At 69.1% G+C, this 16,656-nt stretch carries 17 protein-coding genes; 8 read left to right on the forward strand and 9 right to left on the reverse strand.

Translation table 11 applies throughout. The features are described 5' to 3' along the window. Positions 1-5: 5 nt before the first annotated feature. The 6 genes from kdpA (at position 6) to AC0HS0_RS08600 (ending at position 9,070) form a co-directional block, all read left to right on the forward strand. Positions 6-1,655, forward strand: coding sequence for a potassium-transporting ATPase subunit KdpA (gene kdpA / locus AC0HS0_RS08575; protein ID WP_472963553.1), 1,650 nt, complete (start codon positions 6-8; stop codon positions 1,653-1,655). 2 nt (positions 1,656-1,657) lie between these two features. Next, a complete protein-coding gene (gene kdpB, locus AC0HS0_RS08580; protein WP_472963168.1) occupies positions 1,658-3,817 on the forward strand; it encodes a potassium-transporting ATPase subunit KdpB in 2,160 nt (719 codons plus the stop codon). A 22-nt stretch (positions 3,818-3,839) separates the two neighbouring features. After that, positions 3,840-4,463, forward strand: coding sequence for a K(+)-transporting ATPase subunit C (kdpC, locus tag AC0HS0_RS08585; protein ID WP_472963171.1), 624 nt, complete (start codon positions 3,840-3,842; stop codon positions 4,461-4,463). A 12-nt stretch (positions 4,464-4,475) separates the two neighbouring features. Next, the gene (locus AC0HS0_RS08590) at positions 4,476-7,028 is read left to right on the forward strand and encodes a DUF4118 domain-containing protein (protein WP_472963173.1); all 2,553 of its coding nucleotides are present in this window, start codon (positions 4,476-4,478) and stop codon (positions 7,026-7,028) included. 2 nt (positions 7,029-7,030) lie between these two features. Then, positions 7,031-7,753, forward strand: coding sequence for a response regulator (locus AC0HS0_RS08595; RefSeq protein WP_472963174.1), 723 nt, complete (start codon positions 7,031-7,033; stop codon positions 7,751-7,753). Between the two features lie 243 nt (positions 7,754-7,996). Further along, positions 7,997-9,070, forward strand: a complete 1,074-nt coding sequence (locus AC0HS0_RS08600) for an alkene reductase (RefSeq protein ID WP_472963176.1) — start codon at positions 7,997-7,999, stop codon at positions 9,068-9,070. A gap of 56 nt (positions 9,071-9,126) precedes the next feature. Here AC0HS0_RS08600 and AC0HS0_RS08605 read toward each other — a convergent pair whose 3' ends face one another. From AC0HS0_RS08605 to AC0HS0_RS08615, 3 genes are all read right to left on the reverse strand, one after another. Further along, positions 9,127-10,221 (reverse strand): fatty acid desaturase family protein, encoded by a 1,095-nt coding sequence (locus AC0HS0_RS08605; protein ID WP_472963179.1) that lies wholly within the window; start codon positions 10,219-10,221, stop codon positions 9,127-9,129. Positions 10,222-10,384: 163 nt separating this feature from the next. Then, positions 10,385-10,591 carry a cold-shock protein gene (locus AC0HS0_RS08610; protein WP_179604383.1) on the reverse strand — a complete coding sequence of 69 codons (207 nt, stop codon included), beginning with the start codon at positions 10,589-10,591 and terminating at the stop codon, positions 10,385-10,387. Between the two features lie 561 nt (positions 10,592-11,152). Continuing rightward, the gene (locus AC0HS0_RS08615; protein WP_472963182.1) at positions 11,153-11,530 is read right to left on the reverse strand and encodes a VOC family protein; all 378 of its coding nucleotides are present in this window, start codon (positions 11,528-11,530) and stop codon (positions 11,153-11,155) included. Positions 11,531-11,696: 166 nt separating this feature from the next. Here AC0HS0_RS08615 and AC0HS0_RS08620 point away from each other — a divergent pair, with 166 nt between their 5' ends. After that, positions 11,697-12,053, forward strand: a complete 357-nt coding sequence (locus AC0HS0_RS08620) for a DUF7882 family protein (protein ID WP_472963184.1) — start codon at positions 11,697-11,699, stop codon at positions 12,051-12,053. Here the strand turns inward: AC0HS0_RS08620 and AC0HS0_RS08625 are convergent. The 5 genes from AC0HS0_RS08625 to AC0HS0_RS08645 all read right to left on the reverse strand — a co-directional run bounded on the left by AC0HS0_RS08625 (position 12,047) and on the right by AC0HS0_RS08645 (position 14,584). Further along, the gene (locus AC0HS0_RS08625) at positions 12,047-12,316 is read right to left on the reverse strand and encodes a hypothetical protein (protein WP_472963555.1); all 270 of its coding nucleotides are present in this window, start codon (positions 12,314-12,316) and stop codon (positions 12,047-12,049) included. The two genes, AC0HS0_RS08620 and AC0HS0_RS08625, sit on opposite strands and share 7 nt — an antisense overlap. Before the next feature lie 77 nt (positions 12,317-12,393). Next, entirely contained in the window at positions 12,394-12,861 is a 468-nt protein-coding gene (locus AC0HS0_RS08630) for an SRPBCC domain-containing protein (protein ID WP_472963187.1), read from the reverse strand. Between the two features lie 9 nt (positions 12,862-12,870). Continuing rightward, positions 12,871-13,512, reverse strand: a complete 642-nt coding sequence (locus tag AC0HS0_RS08635; RefSeq protein WP_472963189.1) for a dihydrofolate reductase family protein — start codon at positions 13,510-13,512, stop codon at positions 12,871-12,873. A 1-nt stretch (position 13,513) separates the two neighbouring features. Continuing rightward, a complete protein-coding gene (locus tag AC0HS0_RS08640) occupies positions 13,514-13,867 on the reverse strand; it encodes an ArsR/SmtB family transcription factor (RefSeq protein ID WP_472963192.1) in 354 nt (117 codons plus the stop codon). Positions 13,868-13,924: 57 nt separating this feature from the next. After that, the gene (locus AC0HS0_RS08645; protein ID WP_472963194.1) at positions 13,925-14,584 is read right to left on the reverse strand and encodes a DUF1345 domain-containing protein; all 660 of its coding nucleotides are present in this window, start codon (positions 14,582-14,584) and stop codon (positions 13,925-13,927) included. Positions 14,585-14,756: 172 nt separating this feature from the next. Here AC0HS0_RS08645 and AC0HS0_RS08650 point away from each other — a divergent pair, with 172 nt between their 5' ends. Then, on the forward strand, positions 14,757-15,335 hold the full coding sequence (locus AC0HS0_RS08650; protein WP_472963197.1) for a Dps family protein: 579 nt from the start codon (positions 14,757-14,759) through the stop codon (positions 15,333-15,335). A 69-nt stretch (positions 15,336-15,404) separates the two neighbouring features. Here the strand turns inward: AC0HS0_RS08650 and AC0HS0_RS08655 are convergent, their stop codons facing one another. Beyond that, entirely contained in the window at positions 15,405-16,547 is a 1,143-nt protein-coding gene (locus AC0HS0_RS08655; RefSeq protein WP_472963200.1) for a glutathione-independent formaldehyde dehydrogenase, read from the reverse strand. Positions 16,548-16,656: the final 109 nt, after the last annotated feature.

The following is a 16,656-nucleotide window of genomic DNA, read 5'->3' on the forward strand; positions in this document are numbered from 1 at the left end:
TGGCGATGCTCGCCACGCTCGTCCTGCTGCTCGCGCTCTCGTATCGCCCACTGGGCGACTACATGGCGGTGACCTTCACGTCGAGGAAGGACCTCGGGGTGGAGCGCGGCTTCTACCGGATCATCGGTGTCGACTCGCGGGTCGACCAGAGCTGGCCGGTCTACCTGCGCAGTGTTCTGGCATTCTCGGTGCTCGGCGTGCTGCTCGTGTACGCGCTGCAGCGGGCACAGGCGGTGCTGCCGTACTCCCTCGGTCTGCCTGCGGTGCCGGAGGGGCTGTCGTTCAACACGGCGATCTCGTTCGTGACGAACACGAACTGGCAGTCGTACTCGCCGGAGGTGACCCTCGGATACACCGTCCAGATCGCCGGTCTCGCCGTGCAGAACTTCCTGTCGGCGGCCGTCGGCATCGCTGTCGCCATCACCCTGGTGCGCGGATTCGCCGCCCACCGCTCGGGCACGATCGGCAACTTCTGGGTGGATTTGACCCGGGCGACGCTGCGCATCCTGCTGCCGCTCTCGATCGTCTTCGCCGTCATCCTCATCGTCGGGGGCGTGGTGCAGAACTTCAACGGGTTCACCAGCGTGACCACGCTCACCGGAGGCTCGGCGACGATTCCGGGCGGTCCTGTCGCGTCGCAGGAGGTGATCAAGCTCCTGGGCAACAACGGCGGCGGGTTCTTCAACGTGAACTCCGCCCATCCGTTCGAGAACCCGACGGCGTGGACGAACCTCGTCGAGATCTTCCTGATGCTGCTGATCCCGTTCTCCCTTCCCCGCACCTTCGGGAAGATGGTGGGCGACAACCGCCAGGGCTACGCGATCCTCGGCGCGATGTCGGCGATCTTCATCGTCTCGCTGGTCGCTCTGACCCTCTTCGAGCTGCAGGGCGACGGCACGGCCACCCAAGCCGCGGGCGGTGCGCTCGAAGGCAAGGAGCAGCGGTTCGGCATCCTCGGCTCGACCCTGTTCGGCACGACCAGCACGCTGACGTCGACCGGTGCGGTCAACTCGATGCACGACAGCTACACCCCGTTGGGCGGGATGATGACGATGGTCAACATGATGACCGGCGAGGTCGCTCCCGGTGGCATCGGCGCCGGCCTTTACGGCATCCTCGTCGTCGCGATCATCTCCGTGTTCCTCGCAGGGCTGATGGTCGGCCGCACTCCCGAGTACCTGGGCAAGAAGATCGGCTCGCGGGAGATCAAGCTCGCCAGCCTCTACATCCTGATGACCCCGACGCTGGTGCTGCTGGGCACCGGCCTGAGCTTCGCGATCCCGGCGATCAAGGACAACATCGAGAAGGTCTCGATCTGGAACCCCGGCCAGCACGGCTTCTCCGAAGTGCTGTACGCGTTCACCTCGGCGGCCAACAACAACGGGTCGGCCTTCGCAGGTCTCACCGCGAACACACCGTGGCTGAACGCCGCGCTCGGCACCGCGATGTTCCTCGGCCGGTTCCTGCCGATCGTGTTCGTCCTGGCACTGGCCGGTTCCCTCGCGGCGCAGGACAAAGTCCCGGCCACCGCGGGCACGCTGCCCACGCACCGGCCCTTGTTCGTCGCATTCGTCGTCGGCGTGGTCATCATCGTCGCCGCACTCACCTATTTCCCCGTTCTCGCGCTGGGTCCCCTGGCGGAAGGGCTGCACTGATCATGTCGACACTCACCAACACCGTGGATCCTCGCGGGCAGCACCACCAGGATCATGGCGAGAGGGCACCGAAGGGCGCGTTCAACGCCCGGCAGCTCATCGCCGGCCTCCCCGGTGCGTTCCGCAAGCTCGACCCGCGCGACATGTGGCACAACCCGGTCATGTTCATCGTCGAGATCGGCGCGGCTCTGACCACGATCCTGGCGATCGCCGAGCCGTTCCTCGGCCCGCAGAAGTCCGGAGGGTCGGCCACGACCCTCGCATTCACCTGGGCGATCGCCGTCTGGCTGTGGCTCACCGTGCTCTTCGCCACCTTGGCCGAGTCGGTCGCCGAAGGCCGCGGCAAGGCGCAGGCGGCCAGCCTCCGCAAGACCCGCACGACCACCGTGGCGAACCGGGTCACCGGTTACGACGCACAGTCCGACGCGGCGGCGACCGCAGCTGCGGTCACACAGGTCGCCTCGGCCGATCTCACACTCGGCGATGTGGTGATCGTCACCGCCGGTGAGCTGATCCCCGGCGACGGGGACATCATCTGGGGCATCGCCTCGGTCGACGAGTCGGCCATCACCGGTGAGTCCGCCCCGGTGGTCCGCGAATCCGGAGGCGACCGCAGCGCCGTCACCGGAGGCACCCGCGTGCTCTCCGACCGCATCGTCGTCCGCATCACGAGCAAGCCCGGCGAGACCTTCGTCGACCGGATGATCAAGCTCGTCGAGGGCGCGGCCCGGCAGAAGACGCCCAACGAGATCGCACTGAACATCCTCCTGGCCGCGCTGACGATCATCTTCGTCGTGGTCGTGCTGGTGCTCGGCCCCACTGCCGGCTTCGCGAACGCCGCGCCGAGCGTCACCGTGCTCGTCGCCCTGCTCGTGTGCCTCATCCCGACCACCATCGGCGCGCTGCTCTCCGCGATCGGCATCGCCGGCATGGACCGGCTGGTGCAGCACAACGTCCTCGCCGTGTCGGGACGAGCGGTCGAGGCGGCCGGCGACGTGACGACCCTGCTGCTCGACAAGACCGGCACCATCACCTACGGCAACCGGCAGGCTGCGGAGTTCACCGCGGTCGCAGGCGTGGCGCAGGACGACCTGGTCAAGGCCGCCGCGCTCGCCTCCCTGAGCGACCCCACTCCTGAGGGCTCCTCGGTGGTGGCGCTGGCCTCCCAGCTCGGCTACACGCACGAGGGCGACCTGGCCGGCGAGGTGGTGCCCTTCACCGCCCAGACCCGGATGAGCGGCGTCGACTTCGCCGACGGATCGCAGGTCCGCAAGGGCGCCGCCTCGATGGTGGTGGCGTGGGCGGAGGAGTCGGCACCCGTGCCGTCCTCGATCCTCAGCGACCTCGACGAGAAGGTGCTGCGCATCTCCGAGGCCGGCGGCACGCCGCTCGCCGTCGCGACCAAGTCGGCGTCGGGCGAGGCCACCATCCTCGGCGTCATCTACCTGAAGGACATCGTCAAGACCGGCCTGAACGAGCGGTTCGCCGACATGCGCCGGATGGGCATCCGCACGGTCATGATTACGGGAGACAACCCGGTCACGGCCAAGGCGATCGCGGCCGAGGCGGGTGTCGACGACTTCTTGGCCGAGGCGACACCGGAGGACAAGCTCGCCCTGATCCGCAAGGAGCAGCAGGGCGGCAACCTGGTCGCGATGACCGGCGACGGCACCAACGACGCGCCCGCGCTCGCGCAGGCGGATGTCGGGGTCGCGATGAACACGGGCACGTCGGCGGCGAAGGAGGCCGGCAACATGGTCGACCTCGACTCCGACCCGACGAAGCTCATCGACATCGTGCGCATCGGCAAGCAACTGCTGATCACTCGTGGCGCCCTGACGACGTTCTCGATCGCCAACGACGTGGCCAAGTACTTCGCGATCATCCCGGCGATGTTCGTCGGAGTGTTCCCCGGCCTGCAGGCGATCAACATCATGCAGTTGCACTCGCCGTCGTCGGCGATCCTGTCGGCCGTGATCTTCAACGCGATCATCATCGTCATCCTGATCCCGCTCGCACTGCGCGGCGTGCGCTACCGCGCCACCTCGGCCTCGCTGCTGCTGCGCAGCAACCTGCTGATCTACGGCCTCGGTGGCATCATCGCCCCCTTCATCGGCATCAAACTGATCGACCTCCTGATCAGCCTGATCCCCGGATTCTAAGAAACCAGGAACGGAACTCATCATGAATGCTTCGGCACGTGGAACCGGGCGCCAGTACTGGGTCGGCCTCCGCGCACTGCTCATCCTCACTGTGGTGCTGGGGGTCGTCTACCCGCTGGTGATCACCGGGATCGGCCAGCTCGCCTTCCCGAACCAGTCCAACGGCTCGACCGTCAGCTCTGAGGGAAAGGTGATCGGGTCGGCCCTGATCGGGCAGTCGTTCACCGACAAGAAGGGCAACCCGCTTCCGCAGTGGTTCCAGTCGCGGCCATCCGCGGCCGGCGACGGCTACGACGGCGGCGCCTCCAGCGGCAGCAACTACGGCCCGAACAACCCCGACCTGCTCAAGGCGGTGAAGGAGCGCAAGCAGACCATCGAGAAGACCGACGGGGTGAGCGCCGACCAGATCCCCGCCGACGCCGTCACAGCGTCGGGGTCGGGTCTGGACCCGCACATCTCGCCCGCCTACGCCCTGCTGCAGGTGGACGCGGTGGCGAAGGCCCGCGGGATCAGCGCCGACTCGGTGCGCAAGCTGGTGGACAGCCACACCCAGCAGCGGGATCTCGGCTATCTCGGCGAGCCCACCGTCAACGTCCTGCAGCTGAACATCGCCCTGGCAGCGATGGACCCCGACGGCAACAAGTAAGGGATCGGTCGGATGGCAGTTCGAGGCCGGCTCCGGGTGCTGCTCGGCGCAGCGCCCGGGGTCGGCAAGACCTACATGATGCTCGAAGAAGGGCATCGCCTGCACGACCTGGGCAAGGATGTCGTCGTCGCCGTCGTGGAGACCCACGAACGCGAGGCGACGGCCGCGCTGCTGGACGGCCTCGAGGTGGTGCCGCGCCGCACGGTCGAGCATCGCGGCATCACCCTCACCGAGATGGATCTGGACGCCGTCATCGCGCGCAGGCCGGCCATCGCCCTGGTCGACGAGCTCGCGCACACCAACGCCCCCGGATCGGCGAACGCGAAACGGTGGCAGGACGTCGAACAGATCCTCGCCGCCGGGATCGATGTGATCTCGACGGTCAACGTCCAGCACATCGAATCGCTCAATGATGTGGTGGAGCAGATCACCGGCATCCCGCAGCGCGAGACGATCCCCGACTCCGTCGTGCGCAGCGCCGACCAGATCGAGGTGGTCGACCTCACCCCGCAGTCGTTGCGCGACCGGCTCGCCGAGGGTCAGGTCTACCCGGCCGCACGCATCGACGCAGCGCTCTCCAACTACTTCCGCCTGGGCAACCTCACCGCGCTGCGCGAGCTGACGCTGGTCTGGCTGGCCGACGAGGTCGACAACTCGCTGCAACGCTATCGCGCAGAGCACGGCATCCAGGAGAAGTGGGAGGCTCGGGAGCGGGTGGTCGTCGCTCTGACGGGCGGCCCCGAAGGCGAGACCCTCCTCCGCCGCGGCGCCCGGGTCGCCGCACGATCCGGGAGCGGCGAACTGCTCGCCGTGCACGTCGCGAGCCAGGACGGCCTGCGCGAGAGCGATCCGGCCGCTCTGGCGGCCCAGCGCAAACTCGTCGAGGAACTCGGTGGCACCTATCACCAGGTGGTCGGCACCGACATCCCGGAAGCGCTCGTCGCCTTCGCGAAAGCGAGCAACGCGACGCAGCTGGTCATCGGCGTCTCGCGGCGCAACCGGCTCACCGCGTTCCTCACCGGCTCCGGAGTCGGTGCGACGGTCATCCGCGAATCCGGCGACATCGACGTGCACATCGTCTCGCACGCCGCCGCGGGAGGCCGCAACCTGCCCCGGTTCCGGCGCACCGGCGCGTTGAGCGTCCGTCGCCGCGTCTACGGCTTCGCGCTCGCCCTGGTCGCCGGACCGGTGCTGACGCTGGCTCTGACGCAGATCCGCAGCAGCGACTCCCTCACTGCGGAGGCGCTGAGCTATCAGCTGCTGGTGGTGGTCGTCGCGCTGGTGGGCGGCATCTGGCCCGCCCTGTTCGCGGCGGTGCTGTCGGGACTGACACTCGACTTCGTGTTCGTCAGCCCCTACAACACGCTCACCATCGGCCGGCCGACCCATCTGATCGCTCTCGCCCTCTACATCGTCATCGCGGTGCTGGTGAGCGTGGTCGTCGACCAGTCGGCGCGGCGGACGCGCAGCGCGGCCCGTGCGTCGGCCGAGTCCGAGCTGCTGGTGACCATCGCGGGCAGCGTCATCCGCGGAGGAGACGCCGTGCAGTCCCTGGTCTCGCGCACCCGTGAGGCGTTCGGGCTGAAGGCGGTGCGGTTCACCGCCGACGACGGCGCCGTGCAGAGCGTCGATGGCGAGATCCCTGCCGGTGCCGTCCCCACCAGCGTCCCGGTGGGCGAGCGCGGGACCCTGGAGCTGTTCGGTGACGATCTGCAGGCAGGTGACCGGCGTCTGCTCTCGGTCATCGTGACCCAGCTCGACGCCGCACTCGAACATGCCGACCTCAGCACCGCGGCGCAGGAGGTGGGACCGTTGGAGGCCACCGACCGCGTGCGCACGGCGCTGCTCGCGGCTGTCGGCCACGACCTGCGCCGTCCGCTCGCGGCCGCGACGGCGGCCGTGACGAGCCTCCGGTCGGCGGGCGACCGGCTCTCCAGCCGCGACAAGACCGAGCTCCTGGACACGGCGGAGGCCAGTCTTCGCAACCTCGCGGACCTCCTGACCAACCTCCTCGATGTCAGCCGGGTGCAGGCCGGAGTTCTCGCGGTCTCGCTGCAGCCGGTCGACCTCGAGGATCTGTTGCCGCTGGTCCTCGACGAGTTGTCTGTCAAGCCGGGCGAGGTGACGATCGATGTGCCGGACGACCTCCCGCCCGTCATCGCCGATCCCGTGCTGCTGCGCCGTGCCATCGTCAACCTGCTGAGCAACGCGCTGCGGTACTCCCCAGGCGGCCGACCTCCGCGTGTCAGCGCCAGCACCTTCGGCGGGCAGGTCGAGCTCCGCGTCGCCGACCACGGCCCCGGTGTGCCCGACGACCGCAAGCAGGAGATCTTCCACCCCTTCCAGCGGATGGGAGACACCGACAACAGTGCCGGAATCGGCCTCGGGCTCGCACTCACGAAAGGATTCGTCGAAGGGATGGGCGGAACGCTCGCCGCGGACGACACCCCGGCCGGCGGCCTCACCATGGTGCTGGCGCTTCCCGTCGACCGCGAGGCCGAGGCGCACCGCTCGCAGAGCGCGGCCGACGACGGCTCGGCGGCCGAAGCCGTGAAGGACGCCTGACGATGAAGATCGTCGTGGCGGACGACGACCCGCAGATGCTCGGAGCGCTCCGGATCATGCTGGGCGCCCACGGGTACGACGTCGCTCTGGCCCGCAACGGGAGGGAGGCGCTGAGCCTGGTCGTCGACGAGCATCCCGACCTGCTGATCCTCGACCTCGGCATGCCCCAGCTCAGCGGGGTGGAGGTCATCAAAGCGATCCGGGGCTGGAACACCGTGCCCATCCTCGTCGTCTCCGGCCGCACCGACTCGTCGGACAAGGTGGGGGCGCTGGACGCGGGCGCCGACGATTACGTCGCGAAGCCGTTCTCGGCCGACGAGCTGCTGGCCCGGATCCGGGCCCTCACCCGTCGGGTGATCGGTGCGGTCGAGACCCCGGTGGTGCGCTTCGCGAACGTGTCCGTCGATCTCGGCAACAAGATCGTCGTCGTCCGGGAGGGCGACGGGGACAGGCCGGTGCGGCTCACCCCTACGGAGTGGCAGGTCCTCGAGCTGCTGCTGCGGAACCCGCGCAAGCTGGTGACCCAGCGCACGATCCTGACCGAGATACGTGGCCCGCAACACATCAGCGACTCGGGCTATCTGCGCCTCTACATCGCGCAGCTCCGCAAGAAGCTCGAACCGGATCCGGCTCGCCCGCGGTTCATCCTCACCGAGCCCGGTATGGGCTACCGCTTCCAGCCGGATCCTGATCAGGAGCGGGACGCCGCGCGCACGATGAGTTGACGCCGACGATCGGCGCACGCGCCGGCAGGGCGTGCCGAACCCGCCGGCGGGATCGTGGTGAGCAGGTGCTCGAGGCTCCCCCGACCGACGCGACGGGGGCCGCCAGCCGTGAGCTGAGCCGGTGCCGTCGACGCCCGGAGGGAATAGGGCGGACGCGAGCGTCGTTCGATCCCGGAGGCAGCGCCCGACCGCGCAACCGCCCCGTCCGGGGCGCGCACCCGCACACCGAAAGGCATCCCCTCGATGGATCTGTTCTCCCCCGTCTCGCTCGGCGACCTCCACCTCCCCAACCGCGTCGTGATGGCGCCGCTCACCCGCACGCGTTCAGGCGAAGCGGGCATTCCGGGGCCGCTGGTGGCGGAGCACTACGCGCAGCGGGCGAGCGTGGGCCTGATCATCAGCGAGGGCACGTACCCGAGCCACGAGTCGCGTGCGTACCCGGGCCAGCCGGGCATCGTCACGCAGGAGCAGATCGCGGGCTGGCGTGCCGTCGCCGACGCCGTGCACGCCCAGGGCGGTCGCATCGTCATGCAGCTCATGCACAGCGGTCGCGTCTCGCACCCGCTGATCAACGGAACGGACCGCATCGTCGCCCCGAGCGCCGTCGCGATCGACGGTGAGACGCGCACGACCACCGGCAAGGTCCCGTTCCCGGTGCCGCACGCGCTCACCACAGAAGAGCTCGCCACGGTGCGCGACGAGTTCGTCGCGGCGGCGAAGAGCGCCATCGCCGCCGGCTTCGACGGGGTGGAGGTGCACGGTGCCAACGGTTATCTGCTGCACCAGTTCCTGTCACCGGTCTCGAACGTCCGCGACGACCAGTACGGCGGGTCCCCGGAGGCGCGCGCCCGCTTCGTGGTCGAGGTGACCGCGGCGATCGCGGAGGCCGTGGGCGCCGGGCGCGTGGGCATCCGGCTGTCGCCGATGCACAACATCCAGGACGTCTTCGAGACCGACCTCGCCGACGCCACCGCCACCTACGAGGCCGTCGTCGACGGGCTCGCGCCGCTCGGCCTCGCCTACGTGAGCGTCCTTCACGGCGACCCGACCGGCGCACTCGTCCAGGATCTGCGCGAGCGCTTCGGCGGCCCGTTCATCGTGAACAGCGGCTTCGGTTCGGTCACCACTCGTGACGAGGCGATCGCGCTGGTCGAGGACTCGCACGCGGACGCTGTGGCCGTCGGCCGTCTCGCCATCGCGAACCCCGACCTGGTCGAGCGCTGGAGGGGCGAGCACCCTGAGAACGAGCCCGTCGCGGCGACGTTCTACGGATCCGGCGCCGAAGGCTACACGGACTACCCGCGCCTGAGCGCGTAGGCCGCGGTCGCGCGGCCCCGAGGCCGATTCGGCGGCGCTCCCCTGAAGCTCAGCCCTCACGCCCTCCGGTACCGCGCCGCGGCCGGGCAGTCGAACGGGTCGCGGGCCGCGAGGCCGACCCGGTTGAGGTAGCGGATGACGATGCGGTACGAGTTCACCAGGCCCGTCTCGGTGTACGGGATGTCGTGGGCGGCGCAATGCGCCCGCACGAGCTCGCGCGCGCGGCGGAGGTGGGGCCGGGGCATGCTGGGGAAGAGGTGGTGCTCGATCTGGTGGTTGAGCCCTCCCATCAGCACGCTCATGGTCCACCCTCCACGGATGTTGCGGGAGGTCAGCACCTGCTTGTTCAAGAAGTCGACGCGGGAGCCGGCGGGCAGCAGCGGCATGCCCTTGTGATTGGGGGCGAAGGAGGCGCCCATGTAGACGCCGAACACGGCGAGCTGCACTCCGAGGAACGCGAAGGCCATCCCGACCGGCAGCATCAGGAACACGATCGTCACGAAGATCGAGAGGCGCAGCCCGATCGCGACCAGCTCGCTGCGGCGGCGTTCGACGGGCCCGCGCACGAGCAGTGACCGGACCGAGGTCACGTGGAGGTTCACCCCCTCCAGGAGGAGCAGCGGGAAGAACAGGTAGCCCTGCCGGCGCGTGATCACGGCGAGCAGGCCCCGCTGTTTGGCGGCGTCCTCTACCGTGAACGAGATCGTGTCGAACGCGATGTCGGGGTCTTTGCCCTCGGTGTTCGGGTTGGCGTGGTGGCGGGTGTGCTTCGTCATCCACCACTGGTAGCTCATGCCGACCAGCCAGGTCGCGATGAGCCTCCCGGCACGGTCGTTGGCAGGACCGGAGGCGAACACCTGGCGGTGGGAGGCCTCGTGGCCCAGGAACGCGAACTGGGTGAAGATCAGCCCCAGCGCCGCGGCGATGAGCAGCTGGAACCAGGAGTCCCCGAGAAGCACGAAGCCGGCCGCGGCGCCGAGCAGGCCGACAGTGAGAACGGCGAACATCGTGATGTAGAAGCCGCGCCGGCGTTCGAGGAGGCCTTCGCCGCGCACCCGGCCGAGCAGCTCGTTGTAGGTGCTGGTGACCGGCGTGCGGGTCTCCGAGCGAGGTCGGGTCTTCAGGACCGGCCCGAGAGTGGATGCGGTCATGCTTCCTCCGCTGTGTCGTGGCGACTTCCCAGCCGAGGGTGTGGGCGGATGCCCGAGATGCCGCAAGCGTAGGCGCGCTTGCTGAGTGTTCGTCGGTGCGCCGCGAGAGCGCCACGCGACGCGAAGTGCAGGTGCCCGGCCTCGCGGCCGGGCACCTGATCCATCAGGCCTGGCGGATGTTCGCGGCCTGGGGACCCTTGGGTCCCTGTGCGAGGTCGTATTCGACCTTCTGGTTCTCGTCGAGGTTGCGGTAGCCGCCGGTGGAGGCGATCTCGCTGTAGTGGGCGAAGACGTCGGCGCTGCCGTCATCCGGGGCGATGAAGCCGTAGCCCTTCTCCGAGTTGAACCATTTGACGGTGCCAGTGGGCATCTTTTCTTCCTTCATTCTTCGGGAGCCGTGTGGACGGCTCCGGTCGCCGCGCCCGAATCGGCGCGGACGGTGATGGGCGCCGCGGCGGACGCGGTGCGATTCTATGCGCCGGAGCAGGGTCTCCGCCTCGGCGATCGTGGGTGCGGTGCCGACGGCGTGCGAACGGCTGTCGAGCACACGGAATCGGCCGTTGTCGAGTTCGGCGATGCCGGCGTACTCGTCGTCGGCGGTGGCGACCCAGACGGTGTCGTCGGCTTGGCGCCAGGTGAGTGCGGCCGAGGGCCGCGGAATGCTGGTGATGGTGAGTCCTTTCGCCTCGCGAGAGGCGGGATGTGCCGCGGCAACGCTGCTCGCGGATGGAAGATGAGGGCCGGGACGTGGCGGTGGATGCGGCCTGTCGGCATCGGAGTGGATGGCGGCCCCGCACGCGACACCCGGCTGGGAAGGACCGGTTTCTGATGCGGGACCGTCTCGGTCACACGATCAGAAACGCGTGATCAAGTCCGATGAAGCGCCAACGACGCCCCACGAACTTCCCCCACCTTACACGGCGACCGGATTTCACGGGTCGTGCCGGGGCTCGTAGCTCACGAGTCCTACCGTGTTGCCTTCGCTGTCCTCGATGAACGCCATCCACTCGTCGTTCCCGGCCGGGCCGATGGCGTCGTCCGTGTGGGTGAAGATGACGTGCGGCTCGGTGATGACCCTGACGCCCTCGCCGCGCAGCCGCTCCAGGAGCGCGGCAACGTCGTCCACCTGGAGATAGACGAGCGCCGAAGGAGCGCTCTTCTCGAGCAGGAGGCGGCCGATGCCGACGTTGAAGAACAGCAGGCCAGGCGGGTCGAACCGTGCGGCGGGCGCCTCCCCGAGCAGGTTCTCGTAGAACGCGGCCGCGCGGTCGAGGTCGTCGGCGTGCTGCGCGACCTGCAGAATCTCCACGGGGTCAGTATCCGGGCCGCCGGTCGCGTGCACCAGCCCCGAACCGCGGCGGATTCGTGGGGGTATCCCGGTTGCGTCGCCGATCCGTCCAGGTACTCTCTCGTATGGACGACGATGTCTACTGCGAAAGTGTTCCAGGTCGGGCTACGGAGGAGGGCGGAACCGGATGGGGTCGCTGGTTTACGACTCGATGGTGGTCGAGTTCGAGGATCGGTTGCTGGCTCACCTGCAGATCGTGATCGTCAACAAGCTCCGCAGGGGCGAGTCGTTCGTCATGTCCTGGATGGTGTCGACCGATCTCGGGAGCGGTCGCGGGGCGATCTGGCTCGATCCGAAGATTCCGCTCTACTTCGAGTTCGAGGGCTCGCGTCCGCCGGCGATCAACCGGGAGTGGCTCAGCCGCTTGGGCAACTCCGCCGACAGCTCGCGCGGTCTCGTCGTGGAGGGCGAGGACGGCGGGCGTCCGACCATAGGTCGAGCCGTCCCGTTGATCGCTCGGCTCCCCCGCGGGCACGCTCAGTAGTCGTAGAAGCCGCCGAACGGGAATTCGCTGTCGCCGGTGTCGCGCGCGTCGAACTCCACGGTCTCCACCGTGAAGACGACGTGACTGCTCCCGGTGATCAGCACGCTGACCTCGCGGTTGCCGACCACCATGAAGGTGACGAAGGCGCCCGGCGTGGCCACCGCGGACTCGATCCGCCGGCGCAGGTCCGCGGCCTCCTGGTCCTGGGCCAGGAAGAACGACCTTCCGTCGATAGTCACTTCGACGCGCACCATCGTCTGCATATCCGTCACCTCACGCAGGTTACTCCGTTCGCGGTCGTCGCGGAGGCGTCGGACAGAGCGGGGTCTGGGGTGCCGCGTCACGTGAGGTAGCGGGCCAGCGCCTCCAGCAGGCCGAGCGTCCCGCGCTCGCGGCCGACGCCGTCGGCCCAGAACCGGTCGAAGAAGACGCCGTGCTCCACATGCGTGAACCGCGTGCCGGCGCCTCCGTCGATCGGCTCGAACTCGAGCGACGCCACCGACGTCGACATGTGATCGCCGTCGAGCCACATGTCGTAGGTCGTGACGATGCGGACGAGCTCGATGATGTCGGTGTAGGTCGCCTCGTAGCGGGAGAGCGGACCGTCGTGGAACTGGGCCTCGGCGATGTCGCGACCGCCGACGCGGAAGTCGAAGGCCCACTCACGGTCTTCGGCGTCGTCGCCGGCTCCCCACCAGCTGAGCTTCTGGCTCTCGTCGGCGAAGGCGGCCCAGACCCGCTCGGGAGGCGCGGGATAGTCGCGGGTGAGGGTGAATCCGGAACGGGCGAGGCGGCGTTCGATGGTCATCGGGTGCTCCTAGCGGGTCAGGGTGACGTGGATGACGCCGCTGTCGGCGGCCTCCGAGCGCACGGTGTAGGTCTGGTCGAACCCGGCGAGGTCGTCCCAGATGCGGTGGCCCCGGCCGAGGAAGATCGGCGCGACCATGAGGTGCAGGTCGTCGACGAGGCCGGCTCGCAGGAATTCGCGGGCGGTGCCGTAGCCGCCGCCGACGCGAATGTCCTTGCCGCTTGCGGCCTCCGTCGCCTCGGCGAGCACCTCCTCGATGGGGGCGTCGCGGAAGTGGAACGTCGTGCTGCCCACGGGGAGGTCGGGGCGCGGCGCATCGTGCGTGAGGACGTACACCGGGGTGCCGAACGGCGGCTCGTCGCCCCACCAGCCCCTCCACTCCGGGTCGTCGGGGAAGGAGTGCAGGCCGAACATCCCTGCGCCCATGATCTCGGCGCCGATACCGTCGAAGAAGGCGACCGCATACGCGTCGTCGAGGCCGGTCGTGCCGGCGCCGGTCGTGTCGCCGAAGATCTTCGCGCGGAAGGTGCGGGTCGCGGCATAGGCGGCGGTGAGCCGTCCCCAGTCGGCTCCCATCGGTGAGTCGGGGCTCGCATCGGATGGCGTGTAGCCGTCCAGCGAGGTGAAGAGGTCCATCCGGACGCGGGTCATGTCAGTTCTCCTTCGAAGAGGTGGGACGAGTGGAGGTGAGAGCGAGGTGGACGCCGAGCTGGTCGGCTTGGCGCTCTGCGGGGGTGCGCTGCTCACCGAGCCAGAGGTTCAGCACGTCGAGCGCTCCGGGCCGCAGGCTCACGGTGCGCACGCGCCCGTGCTTCTCCGAGTCGACGACGCCCGCCGCCTCGAGGATGCGCAGGTGCTGCATGAACGACGGCAGCGCCATGTCGAACGGGGCCGCAAGCTCGGACACCACCGCGGGTGATTTCGCGAGCCGTTCCACCACGGACCGGCGCGTGGGGTCCGCGAGGGCGCGGAGCACGGCGTCGAGCTGCGAGTAAAACTGAGGCATATGCCTAACTATTGCAGCAACGCGGACGACGGTCAAGCCTCCGTGCCGAGGTACGCCTCAGGAGGCCAGACTCGCGATGACATTCACAGACGCGGCGATGATCACCGCGCCGAACAGATACGACAGCAGCATGTGACGCAGGATCGCCGCCCGGATCCGCTTGCTGGAGATGTCGGTGTCAGAGACCTGGAACGTCATCCCGATAGTGAACGAGAGGTACGCGAAGTCGAGGTAGCGGGGCGCACTGTCCTCGTTGAAGTCGATCCCGCGCTTCCCGCCGCCGGGCTCGCTGTAGTACAGCACCGCGTATCTCAGCGTGTAGAGCGTGTGGATGAAGAACCACGAGAGCCCGACGGAGGCCACGCCGAGAAGCGCGATCAGGTCTTTTCCCGGCGGGGACGCGCTCTTCGTCTGTCCGAGCAGGAGGACGAGCGCTGCGAGACTGGCGACGGAGGCGATCAGCAGCAGCGTGTCGCTCGTGGTCTTGGACGGATCCTCGGCCGAGGCGTGCCGCTGCGTCTCGGTGCCGCCCATGCGCGGGATCGTGACCCACACCCACGTGACGTAGACGGCGCAGGCGACCGCCCAGCCGACGGAGGCGGCGTACGGCCACAGCCCGAAGGCCCCGGTGATCGCGACCGCCGCCACGCCCGCCACGATCATCACGGTCGTGCGGATTCCGGACGTGTGACCGGCAGTGCGGGATGCGGCGTTCATATCCCAGACGTTCCCACCGGTGCCACGCGCTTCCAACCCTGGCTGAACGGGTCTTCAGCAGGCGCACGGCCCCTGCTGAGCGCAACATCACACTTCGCCGGGAGGTCAACCCCTTGGGAGGCGCACCCTGCCCGGCCTACGGTCCCCGTCAGAGCCACGAGAAGGAGACCACATGGCAACCACCTCGAAGACCGACAGCAAGTCGAAGGCCGCGGCCGCGCCCCGCACGACGCGCGCCAGGGGGGCCGCACCCGGTGAGCACGAGACCCGTCGCGAGAACGCGGAGAACGGATTCGTCGCCTCGGCGTCGCTCGCAAGCGACCTCCAGCGCGTGCAGGTCGACCTGATCGAACTGTCGCTGCAGGGCAAGCAGGCGCACTGGAACATCGTCGGCCGCAACTTCCGCGACCTCCACCTGCAGCTCGACGAGATCGTGGAGGCCGCACGCGAGTTCAGCGACGCGGTCGGCGAGCGCCTGCGCGCGCTGCACGCGACGACCGACGGCCGGTCGCGCACGGTCGCCGAGACGACCGCGCTGGCGCAGCTCCCGAACGGCGAGATCGACACCGCCGACGCGGTCGACCTCATCACCGACCGGCTCGAGACCGTGGTGCGCACGATGCGCTCGGTGCACGACGACGTCGACGAGGCCGACCCGACCTCCGCCGACCTGCTGCACCAGATCATCGAACGGCTGGAGCAGCTCGCGTGGATGGTGAGCGCCGAGAACCGGCGCCCGGCCACCCGCTGAGCCTCCCGACCCCGAAGGGCGCGCTCCCGACGGCGCGCCCTTCGGCCTGCCCGGACCTCGCCCAGGAGATCAGGCGCTCGCCGGGTGCAGCAGAACCTTGGTCCAGCCGTCGTCGCGGGCGTCGAAGTGCGCGAAGGCGTCCGGCGCCTCGTCCAGCGGCAGCTCGTGCGAGACGATGGCGCTGGGCGTCGCCTTGCCGTGGATGATGAGGTCGCGCAGCTCGCGGTTGTACCGCTTGACCGGGCACTGACCGGTGCCGAACGCGATGCCCTTCTCCCAGGCGGCGCCGAAGTTCCAGGGCACCCGCCCCTCCTTCGCCCCCTCGTCGGCCGCACCCGGATCCTCCGGGACGTACACGCCGACGATGCCGATGCCACCGGTGGCGCGCACCACGCTCACCAGGTTGTCGAGGGCCAGCTCCGGATGCTCGTGACCGGAGGCGTCGTGGGCCTGGTAGCCGACGGCCTCCACGCCCCGATCGACGCCGAAGCCGTCCGTCGCGTCCATGATCGCCTCGACGGGGTCCCCGTCGGCGAGCGAGACGGGCGTCGCGCCGAAGGTCTGGGCGAGCGAGAGCCGGTCGTCCTCCTTGTCGACCACGAACACCTGGGAGGCCCCGCGCAGCATGGCGCTGTGCGCGGCCATCAGACCGACCGGGCCGCCGCCGAAGATCGCGACCGTCTCGCCGGTGCGGAAGCCGGACAGCTCGACGCCGTGGTACCCCGTGGGGAAGATGTCCGACAGCATCGTGAAGTCGGTCTCCCACTGGTCGCCCTCCGGCAGCTCGAGCAGGTTGAAGTCCGCCCACGGCACGCGGAGGAACTCGGCCTGCCCGCCGCGATACGGCCCCATCTTCGGGTAGCCGTAGCCGGCGCCCGGGTTGCCCGACGGGTTCGCGCGCAGACAGGCGGAGGTGTAGCCGAGATTGCAGTTGCGGCAGGTGCCGCAGGCGAGGTTGAACGGCACGGAAACCCGGTCGCCGACCTTGATGCGGTCCACACCGGCTCCGACCTCCTCGACGATGCCCATGTTCTCGTGCCCGAACACCATGCCGGGCTCCATCTCGGCCCGGCCCTCGTACGGATGCAGGTCGGACCCGCAGATGTTCGCGGTCGTGATGCGGATGACGGCGTCGAGCGGCCGCTCGATCCTCGCGTCCTCGACCTCCTCGACGGCGACATCGCGCGGTCCTTTGTAGACGACGGCCTTCATGGTTCTCCTCCTCGAAGTCGGTTGTGGTCTCGCTCGCCACTGAACCGCGGCGGCTCGGACCGCAGCACCGGTTGACACCCGCCGCGAGGCGCGTAGCGCGGCCGCGCTC

This window comes from Leifsonia sp. PARNA 1/14 (assembly GCF_055720965.1).